The organism is Streptacidiphilus monticola (assembly GCF_042658505.1).
Taxonomy (GTDB): Bacteria; Actinomycetota; Actinomycetes; order Streptomycetales; family Streptomycetaceae; genus Streptacidiphilus; species Streptacidiphilus monticola.
On record NZ_JBHSQJ010000177.1, the window covers coordinates 1 to 9,096 of the forward strand.

At 74.0% G+C, this 9,096-nt stretch carries 8 protein-coding genes; 4 read left to right on the plus strand and 4 right to left on the minus strand.

Annotation, left to right across the window (positions count from 1 at the left end; all coding sequences use genetic code 11):
* Positions 1-127 precede the first annotated feature (127 nt).
* The 4 genes from ACFP3V_RS30735 to ACFP3V_RS30750 form a co-directional block, all read right to left on the minus strand.
* Positions 128-505: an IS110 family transposase gene (locus ACFP3V_RS30735; RefSeq protein WP_380590760.1), complete on the minus strand. Its 378-nt coding sequence runs from the start codon at positions 503-505 to the stop codon at positions 128-130.
* A gap of 223 nt (positions 506-728) precedes the next feature.
* Positions 729-1,556, minus strand: a complete 828-nt coding sequence (locus ACFP3V_RS30740) for an SDR family NAD(P)-dependent oxidoreductase (protein ID WP_380590762.1) — start codon at positions 1,554-1,556, stop codon at positions 729-731.
* A 44-nt stretch (positions 1,557-1,600) separates the two neighbouring features.
* Positions 1,601-4,306 (minus strand): alpha-L-rhamnosidase, encoded by a 2,706-nt coding sequence (locus ACFP3V_RS30745; RefSeq protein ID WP_380590764.1) that lies wholly within the window; start codon positions 4,304-4,306, stop codon positions 1,601-1,603.
* Between the two features lie 2 nt (positions 4,307-4,308).
* Entirely contained in the window at positions 4,309-5,373 is a 1,065-nt protein-coding gene (locus ACFP3V_RS30750) for an MFS transporter (protein ID WP_380590767.1), read from the minus strand.
* 99 nt (positions 5,374-5,472) lie between these two features.
* Here ACFP3V_RS30750 and ACFP3V_RS30755 point away from each other — a divergent pair, with 99 nt between their 5' ends.
* From ACFP3V_RS30755 to larB, 4 genes are all read left to right on the plus strand, one after another.
* Positions 5,473-6,081, plus strand: a complete 609-nt coding sequence (locus tag ACFP3V_RS30755; protein WP_380590769.1) for a substrate-binding domain-containing protein — start codon at positions 5,473-5,475, stop codon at positions 6,079-6,081.
* A 293-nt stretch (positions 6,082-6,374) separates the two neighbouring features.
* Entirely contained in the window at positions 6,375-7,412 is a 1,038-nt protein-coding gene (locus tag ACFP3V_RS30760) for a LacI family DNA-binding transcriptional regulator (RefSeq protein ID WP_380590771.1), read from the plus strand.
* Between the two features lie 119 nt (positions 7,413-7,531).
* Positions 7,532-8,392, plus strand: a complete 861-nt coding sequence (gene larE, locus ACFP3V_RS30765; protein ID WP_380590773.1) for an ATP-dependent sacrificial sulfur transferase LarE — start codon at positions 7,532-7,534, stop codon at positions 8,390-8,392.
* On the plus strand, positions 8,385-9,068 hold the full coding sequence (gene larB / locus ACFP3V_RS30770) for a nickel pincer cofactor biosynthesis protein LarB (RefSeq protein ID WP_380590776.1): 684 nt from the start codon (positions 8,385-8,387) through the stop codon (positions 9,066-9,068). Before larE ends, larB begins: the two co-directional genes overlap by 8 nt.
* Positions 9,069-9,096 lie beyond the last annotated feature (28 nt).

Genomic DNA, 9,096 nt, shown 5'->3' on the forward strand with positions numbered 1-9,096 from the left:
CGACGATGGTGCGGGAGAACACGTCCAGGACGAACGCGATTCTGTGGAATCTGTGACCTGCGGTTTCATCTCTGGGTGCCTTGCCGGACTGAGATGATCGGCAACAGTTGGCCGGTGGCGGGGCGGTTCAGCTCATGGGGGCTGTTGGCCGTCTCAGGGGTCGTGGGGTTCGTGCGGGGCCGGGCATCGGGTGGGGGCCGGTGCCCGGCGGGGTGGGGGTCAGCCGGTGGCGGGGGTGGGGAGGTCGCCGATCATCTGACCGCACCGGGAGGAGCTGAGAGCGGGCCAGGCCGGCTCCGTAGGCGCCGGTGCCTTCCACCCCGACCAGCACCAGGGTGCCGAACGAGCGGAGCCAGGCCAGGAACTCGCGGTAGCCGGCCGTGTTGGCCTCGAACTGCTCAGCCCCCAACACCCGTCCGGCCGCGTTGACGGCCGCCGCGGTGTGGGTGTCCTTGTGGGTGTCGACGCCGGTGATCTCGCGGGTCTGCTGTGCGATGGTGGACATCGCCGTCCTCTCCATACGACCGGTCAGGGCGGCAGCCACCGGTCCGGCGGGCGGACAGGACAGGGATGGGGCTTCTGGCCAGGCTCTTATGAAGTCACGCAGGCCGGGCCGGTGGATGCACACGAGCGGCTCCCGGACAGGGCCGACAGATCCCGTTGAGGACCCAGGGTCAGTCAGGCGGTGGTCAGACCCTGCCGGGAGACGCTCACGACCATCCTCACTGTCAGGCGGTGTCGCCGCCGTCGGCGAGCAGGGTGCTGCCGGTCATGAAGGCGGCCAGGTCGGAGGCGCAGAACAGCACCACGCGCGCGATGTCGTCCGGGACGCCCGGCCGGCCGACGGGGCCGGTCCCCATCAGGGCGGTGGGGGGCTCCTGGCCCTCCGGCATCCCGGCGGCTGCCAGGGCTTGACGCAGCATCAGCAGGTTGCCCTCGGTGGGCACGTAGCTGGGGGCGACGCCGAGGACGCGGATGCCCAACGGGGCCAGTTCGACAGCCAGTTCGCGGGTGAGGCCGCGGGCAGCGTGCTTCGAGCCGACGTAGGCGGCCAGCCCCGGAGCGCTGGCGCGGAAGCCGGCCGTGGAGACGATGTTGACGATGACCCCGCCCGTCCCGGCCCCTGACATCCGCCGGGCCGCCTCCCTCGCGCCGATGAAGACGCCGCGGGCGTTGACGTCGAAGACCTTGTCCCAGTCCGCGTCGCTCATCTCCAGTAGCGGGATGCTGGGGAAGATGCCCGCGTTGTTGATCCAGGCTTCCACCCCGCCCAGTTCCCCGACGGCCCGGTCGGCCGCCGCGGCGACGGAGGCGCTGTCGGCGACGTCCATGGCGACGCCGACCGCGCGTACGCCGTAGCGCTGGGCGACGTCGGCCGCGGCCTCGTGGGCGAGGTCCTCGTCGATGTCGCCGATGAGCACGTCGGCTCCTGCCTCCGCCAGGCGCAGGGCGATCGCCTTGCCCAGCCCCCGGCCTCCGCCGGTCACGACCGCGCGCCGTCCCTTGAGCGAGACGAGTTCGTCCAGGGTCTTGCCGGACACCTCTGCGATGGACATGCTGCTGCGTTCTCCTCGTGCTGTCGTGAAGGATTGATGGGCCGTCATGTCCGCGCACCGGCGCACGCGTCGGCGGCGGTGCGGGTCGGGGGTGCGGGCAAGGGGCGCGAGGCTTCCACCCGTCCGGGCCGGGCGTGGATCTCGTGGCCGTCGGGGAAGCGGACCAGCGCGGTGGAGCCGGGCGGCACCTCGCAGGTGAGGTGGAGCTTGCCGTCCTCGACGCGCCACTCGACGCCGATGCGTCCCTGCGGGCTGTCGAAGCCGCCCTTCGCCCAGCTGATCCGGCCGCCCAGCACCGGCGCCACCTCGAAGGACTCCCATGCCGTGGAGCCGGGCGTCTGGCGCAGACCCAGGGTGTGGGTGTGCAGGAAGCGGACGACGGCGCCCTTGCTGTAGTGGTTGAGCGAGGCGGTGGCGTTCCCGTCCTCGTCCACGCCGTCCCACTCCTCCCAGATGGTGGTGGCGCCGCGGTCGAGCATGCCGAGCCAGGACGGGAAGGTGCGCTGGAAGAGCACGTCGTAGGCGGTGTCGGCGTGGCCGTGGTCGGCGAGCACCGGGAGCAGGTCGGCCGTGGACAGGAAGCCCGTGGCGAGATGTCCGCCGGCCGCCTCGATCAGGTCGACCAGGTGCCGCGCCGCCCGCTCCCGCAGGCCGGCCGGGATCAGCCCGAAGGCGAGCGCGCGGACGTAGCCCGCCTGGGTGCCGGCGGTGGTACGGCCGTCGGCGTCCAGGAATTCCGTCTGCCAGGCGGCGCGCACCCGGTCCGCCGTCGCGCGGTAGCGGGCCGCGTCCTCGGCCTGGTTCAGCACCGCGCCGGCCGCGGCGAGGGTGCGCACCGAGCGGAACAGGTAGGCGGTGCCGACCTCGCCCTTGTCGGCGAGGTACCAGGCCATCGGGTCGTCGGCCAGCGGGTCGGCCGACGTGCCGTCGGCCGCGTGCTGCTTGGGTTCGAGCCACTCGCCCCAGTGGAAGGAGCCGTCCCACAGGTACTGCTCGTGCGGAAGCGGCTCGGCCGCGCGCTCGACCCGTGAGGCGTGGCGCCGGGTCCGCGCGGTCTCCAGCGCCCAGTCGACCCAGCGGCGCATGGCGTCCCAGTTCTCGGCCAGTGCCTGGGTGTCGCCGTAGGTCTCGTACAGCACCCAGGGGACGTGGACGATGGCGTCGCCCCAGCCGGCAGATCCGGTGATGTGGTCGACCATGGTGTCCGGCTCGCTCCGGAGCCGGTTGGCGTCCGGGGAGGAGTTGACGATCCGTCCGTCGTCGAGCTGGTCGTCGCGCACCGAGCGCAGCCACTTGCGGCTGAAGCCGTCCACGTCGAACAGGCGGGCTGCTGTGGCCACGAAGATCTGGTAGTCGCCGGTCCAGCCGAGGCGCTCGCGGGTGGGGCAGTCGGTGGGGATGTCCACCGCGTTGCCGCGGAAGCTCCAACGTGCCGCCTCGTGCAGGCGGTTGAGGTCCTCGTCGCTGCAGACGAAGTCCGCTGTGGGGCGCAGGTCGGTGTGGACGACCTGCATGACCGCGTTCTTCGGGTCGAACCCGGCGTCGGCGCGGCTGATCCGGGCGTAGCGGAAGCCGTGCACCGTGTGGCGGGGCTCGAACACCTCGCCCGGGCGGCCGGAGGAGACCACCTGGTCGCGCTGGACGAACGGGATGGGCGCCTCGCCGGGCCGTTTGCTGTCGAGGTGAGTCGTGGTCAGGTCACCGGTGGGGTCGAGGTGTTCGCCGTAGTCGATCACGGTGCGGGTGCCGGCCGGGCCGAGGTCGCGCAGGGTGATCCAGCCGGAGGCGTTCTGGCCGAAGTCGACGAGCCAGGCGCCGTCGGGCTGCCGGCGGGCCGCGACGGCGGCGCGCTGCTCGACCCGGCGCACGGGCGGCGCGGGCGACCAGGCGATGGGCGGCGCGGTCACCGCGTCGACGAGGACGGGCTGCTCCGGGCCGGGGCCGGCGAGGAAGTCGGTCGTCTGACCGTCCATCAGGTCGGCCGCGACGACGGTGCTGCGCCGCGAGGTCCAGTCCGCGTCCGTGCCGAAGGTCTGCGTCGTCCCGTCGGCGTGGTCCACGTGCAGTTCGAGTCGTGCGGCGGTGGTGCTGCCCCAGGAGTCGCGCTTGCGCCAGGTCCCGACGCTGCCCCGGTACCAGCCGTCGGAGAGCAGGATCTCCAGCTGGTTGCCGCCGGGCCGCAGCAGCGCGGTGACGTCCGCGGCCTGTGCGTACAGGGTCTCGTCGTACGAGGTGGCTCCGGGAGCCAGCTCCGCGGTGCCCACCCGGGCGCCGTTGACGAACACCTCGTACACGCCGAGCGCCGTGCTGTAGAGGCGGGCGCGGACCACGTCCGTGGCGAGCTCGGCCCGCCCCCGCAGGGCGTAGGCGGGGCGGGACCGAGCGTCGGCCGGGCCGTCCTGACGCGGGGAGATCCAGCGTGCGGTCCAGTCCGGTGCGAACAGCCCGGCCTCGAACGCGTGCCAGTCGGACCACGGCGAGGTCGTCCCGTGACGGTGGGTGCGCACCCGCCAGGTGACGGTCTGTCGGCTGCGCAGCGGGGGAAGCGGCCAGGGCACGAACAGGTGCCGGGCCGAGCCGGCCTGGTCCACCTGATGCTGCTCGTCGTCGATGCGGATCTGGAGCGTGCAGCCGTCCTGGCCGCTCCAGCCGGGCGGCAGCTTCCAGGACAGCTGCGGGCGGTCCTCGGCAACCGGGAAGCCGTCCCCGCCGGAGGCGATGGCGAGGTCGTAGGGGGCGTGGGCGGTCACGGTCAGCGGACCGCCTTGACGCGGGTGAAGATCATCAGTCCTCCGAGGAACGCGAGGGCCGCGCCCGTCAGATAGAGCAGGGTGTAGTTCTTCTCGCCGCCGGACGCGCCGACGGCGAGGATGAAGGGAGCGATCAGGGGGGCGAGCGCGCTGGGGATCTTGAGGGAGAGCACGCCGACGGTCATGTAGCGGCCGGCCTCCTCCTGGTCCGGCAGCACCGCCATCACGATCGCCTGGTCGACGGCGGTGAAGAAGGCGATGGACAGCTGCATCAGCACGGAGCCGACGACGAGTTGGGGGAAGGAGTGGCTGAAGGCCTCGGTGACGGCGCCCGCGACGAAGAACAGCCCGCCGACGAGCGCGAACAGCCGACGTCGGCCGAGCCGGTCGGACAGCATGCCGCCGCCGACGGCGCCGAGCGCCGCCGCGAGGATGCCGAGCATCCCGATGACCGCCACCGTCCCGGCCACGTCCTGGACGGTCATCCGCAGCCGCTGGGCATAGAAGAAGGTGCTGAAGGTGGTGTTGAAGTACAGGCCCGTGAAGAAGGTGAGGCGGCCCAGCCAGTTCCAGGCGAAGTCCCGGTTCTGGCGCGGGCTGAAGGTGTAGCCGGCGAGCAGCGTGCGCGCCGAGACCGGTCCGGCCGGGACGGGCGTGTCGGTGCGGGACTCGCCGCGGCTGCCGACGCGCAGGAAGACCGCGGCGAGCACGGCCCCGACCAGCGCAGGGAGCATGAACACCAGCAGGGTGTGGCCGGACACGGCCGAGACCAGTCCGATGCCGACGATCGGGCCCATCTGGCCGGTGAGTCCCGTCAGGCCGGAGACCTTGCCGCGCCGCTCCTCGGGGATGCGGTCGGCCTGCAGGTTGAGGATCGCCTGGGCGGCGGTGGTCCACCCGAGCAGCGCGAACACCCAAGCCACGCCCATCAGCGGCACGTTGGGGGCCAGCGCGACTGCGGGCAGGGCCACCAGGCCGAGGACCGCGCCGCCGAGCAGGAACGGCAGCCGCCGCCCGATCCGGGTGCGGGTCCGGTCGCTCCAGACGCCGACGAGGGGGCTGAGCACGCCGGCGCCCTCGCCCGCACCGGCCTCACCCTCGTCACCCACCTCGCCGGGGCGCCGGGCCGTCCGCTGCCCGACGTCTGCGCGGCGATCGACGCCTCGGTGGTGGTGGGCCTGGAGCCCTTCGACGAGGACACGGTGCGCGCGCTGCGGGCGGCCGGGGCGGCCGTGGTCTTCACCACGGAGGCGGAGATCCACCCGACCATGCGCCGGATGGGCCGGCTGCAGGCGCAGTACCTGATCGCCCGCGGCCACCGCCGGATCGGCTACGCCATGCCGGCCCTCGACCACCTGCGCCGGATCGCCGAACAGCGGGCGCTGGGAGTGGAGGACGCCTGCACGGCGGCCGGCCTCGCACCACCACTCGTGCTGGACACGGGCATCGACGTCGCGGTCATGGCCCGCGCCGCACGCAGGTGGCGGCGCGAGCAAGTGACCGCGGTGTGCGCCTACAACGACGAGCAGGCCCTCGCCCTGCTGTCGGGCATGCGCCAGGCCCGGCTTTCCGCTCCGGAGGACCTCGCGGTCATCGGTGTCGACGACATCCCGCTGGCGCGCGCGGCGGAACCCCCGCTGACCACGGTGACCTTCGACCTGGAAGGCGCCGGCCACGCCATGGCCCAGGCCGTCGTCGACGCCCTGCGGGACGCACAGCCGCAGCCGTCGCCCACCCCCCTGGCCTGCTCCGTCGTGCCCCGCGCCTCGGCCTGAGCCCGGCTCCGGCTGATACCCCGTCAACTCCCGCAAGGCTGCCCGCCCGGCGCGAGGCCCGCACCAGGACAGATGCGCGGTCGGCGGCGTTCGAGATGCCCGAGCACGCGGGGTCAGGGCAACCCCGCCCCCAGCCGTGCCGGGGCAGCACACCCCCGGCGAGCCGCTTCGGCCCGGCCACCCGGCGGGTAGGCGCCCTCGCACGCGGCTCCTTACGGCCGCAGGCCGCCGGGACGGCGCGCGGGCCGGGCGGTGCGCGGCCGGGGCTCGGACACCCGGCCTACGATGCTGCGGTGAACGCCGCCGGACGCCCGCCCACCATCTACGACGTCGCCCGCCTCGCGGGCGTGGCGCCCTCGACGGTCTCCCGGGCCTTCTCCCGCCCCGGCCGGGTGAGTTCCCAGATGGCGGCCCGCGTCCAGGCCGCCGCGAACGAGTTGGGCTACCGGGCGAACGCCGCGGCCCGCGCCCTGCAGACGGGCCGGACCGCGACCATCGGTCTCGTCGTCTCCGACGTCACCAACCCCGTCCACTTCGGCATCATCCGCGGCGTCGAGGAGGCGGCCTCCCAGGCCGGGTACACCATGCTGCTCGCCGACGCCCAGGAGTCCGAGCCCCACGAACGCACCGCCGTCGAGCGGCTCCTGCCCGGCGTGGACGGGGTGGTGCTGGCGAGTTCGCGGATGTCGGACCGGGCGATCCGCGCGGTGGCCAAGCAGCGCCCGCTCGTCGTGCTCAACCGGGTGGTGCCCGGCAGCCGGAGCGTGGTGTCCGACACCGAGGCCGGGGTCCGCAGCGCTCTCGCCCACCTGCACGGTCTCGGTCACCGGTCCGTCACGTACCTGGCCGGCCCGGAGGCGTCCTGGGCGGACGGACGCCGCTGGCGGGCCCTGCTCGACCTGGGACCGGAGTTCGGCCTGCGGACGGCCCGGGTCGCCTCGTCCGCGCCGACGGTCTCGGGCGGCCTGGCCGCGGCCCGAGACGTGCTGCGGCTGCGCCCCACGGCCGTGATCGCCTACAACGACCTGCTCGGCATCGGCCTGCTGCGCGGCCTGGCCGAAGCCGAGGTCCGGGTTCCCGAGCAGATCAGCGTGGTCGGCTTCGACAACATCTTCGGCTCGGACTTCTGCACCCCCGCCCTGACGACGGTGGCCGCCCCGCTGCGGGCGATCGGCACCGAGGCGTTCTGGGAACTGCACCGCCTGATCGACCGTCAGCCGCTGCGTACGCACCCGGTGCTGACGCTGCCGACGCAGCTGGTGGTCCGCGACTCCACGGGCGTCCGCGCCGGGAGCGGCAGCCGCCGCCGCAAGGCCGCGGAGGGCACGTGACGGCAACAGACGGCAACAGACGGCAACCGATTGCCGAGGCACTGCCCTGGTGGCCTAGGGTCGCGAGAGCTCGGCAGGGCAGTCGCGTGCCCTGGCACCACCCCCGCCTGGAGGTACCCGTGAACGACCCGATCACAGCCGTCCTCACCGGCGCGCAGGCCCAGGCCGAGCAACGGGTCGCCGCGCTGCTGCACGGCAACTGCCCGCTGGGGGTGGCCTTCTCCGGCGGCGTGGACTCCTCCGTCCTGCTCGCCCTGGCCCTGCGCGCGCTCGGGCGCGACCAGGTGGTGGCGGTGCTCGGCGTCTCCCCCAGCCTGGCCGCCGACGAACGCGCAGGTGCCCACCGTGTCGCCGCGTATCTGGGCGCGCGGCTGGTGGAAGTCGCCACCGCCGAGGGCGACCTGCCCGCCTACCGGGCGAACGGCCCGGACCGCTGCTTCCACTGCAAGAACGAACTGTTCACCCGGATCTCCGAGTCGGTCGCCGCCGAGCACGGCCTCGCCGCCGTCGCCTACGGCGAGAACGCCGACGACGTGCTGCGCCCGGACCGGCCCGGCAGCCGGGCCGCGACGCTCCACGCCGTGCTGCGTCCGCTCGCCGACGCGGGCGTCGACAAGCAGCTGGTGCGCGGCATCGCGCGTGCCCTGGGCCTGCCCAGCGCGGACAAGCCCGCTGCCCCGTGCCTCGCCTCCCGGATCCCGCACTTCGAGGAGGTGACCCCGGCCAAGCTCGCCCAGGTCGAGCAGGCCGAACACGCCCTGCGTGCCCTGGGCTTCCGCGACGGCAGGGTGCGCCACCACGGCGACACGGCCCGCGTGGAGCTGCCCGTCGAGGACCTCCCCAGGGCGGCAGGTCCTCAGCGCGAGGAACTGCTGGCCGCGATTCGCGCGGCAGGATTCCGCACGGTCTCCCTCGACCTGGGCGGCATCCGGTCGGGCGCCTTCACCCTTCCCCTCGTCGAGGTGACCGCACGTGGCTGACGAGTGGACCCCGCCCGCCGCGATCGAGGACTTCGTGCGGCTCGACCACGACCGGGCCGCGCGGCGCGGCTATCCGGAGGCCGTCTACTGCGAGGGCAAGACCGTGGACCAGGTCCGCGCGATCGCCGCCGCCGTGGGCGCGCGGCAGGCGCGGACGTTGTTCACCCGGGCCGCGCCGGAGCAGGCCGCCGCCGTCCTCGCCGAACTGCCGGACGCGGCCCACGACCCGCAGGCCCGGCTGCTGGCCTGGCCGCCCCAGCCGCCTGAGCCGACAGGGGGTCTGGTCCTCGTCCTGGCCGCCGGCACCTCCGATCTGCCGGTGGCCCGCGAGGCGCAGCTGACGGCACGTCACCTGGGCCGTGCCACCGAGCTGGTGACGGACGTGGGCGTCGCCGGGCTGCACCGGGTGCTGGGGCAGCTGGACCTCCTGCGGCGAGCGAGGGTCGTCGTGGTCGCGGCGGGCATGGACGGGGCGTTGCCGAGCGTGGTGGCCGGACTGGTCGCCGCGCCGGTCGTGGCGCTGCCCACCTCGGTCGGCTACGGCGCCGCGTTCGGCGGCATCGCGCCGCTGCTGTCCATGCTCAACTCCTGCTCCCCCGGCGTCGCCGTCGTCAACATCGACAACGGCTACGGGGCCGGGCACCTGGCCGCCCAGATCGCCGCGCCGGCGCCCTGAGGCAGCGTCAGTCCGGCGGCAGCGGCGC